We start from the raw sequence: 583 nt of genomic DNA on the forward strand, positions 1-583 counted from the left end.
TATTTATAATTTTTAAATTTTTAGGTAATAATGCCCCTATTTTAGCGAAAGCTATTTTTTGACCAACCGCAACAGTTTTACTAGATATTATTTGCCAAAATTGTTTACCATCATTTATAATACATAAATTAAATTTATCTGCATAAGTAATAATTTTTTTTATACATGATATAACTACCCCTGTAACTTCTTTATTAACTAGATATGATGATTTTAACCCAATCATAGTTAGTTGTTCTGCAATAATATTGGAATCATATTTTAATGAAACCCATTCACATTTTAATTCAAACCATTCACTTATCCAAGTTTTTGAAACTTTCATATATAATTAAAACTGACGCAAAATCCTTATATCATTCTTAAATAATGTACGTAAATCTTTAATCCCATAACGAAGCATAGTTAATCTTTCAACTCCAATTCCAAAAGCAAAACCAGAATACTTAGTATTAATTTTTAAACGTTTTAATATCTTAGGATGAATCATTCCACAACCTATAACTTCTAACCAATCTGAATAAGGTTTAATACGAATATCGACTTCAGCAGAAGGTTCTGTAAAAGGAAAATATGAAGGCCT

General features: G+C 26.4%; 2 protein-coding genes. Both read right to left on the minus strand.

Annotation, left to right across the window (positions count from 1 at the left end; all coding sequences use genetic code 11):
• The coding region (locus IE124_RS34380) for a hypothetical protein (protein WP_229833200.1) at window positions 1-325 on the minus strand (325 nt) is incomplete at its 3' end.
• A 6-nt stretch (window positions 326-331) separates the two neighbouring features.
• Window positions 332-583 (minus strand): tRNA ligase subunit PheS family protein (locus IE124_RS34385; RefSeq protein ID WP_440862334.1); only part of this gene is annotated, 252 nt, incomplete at its 5' end.

The sequence above is a fragment of the Streptomyces narbonensis genome (genome assembly GCF_014649015.1).
Lineage (GTDB): Bacteria > Actinomycetota > Actinomycetes > Streptomycetales > Streptomycetaceae > Streptomyces > Streptomyces narbonensis.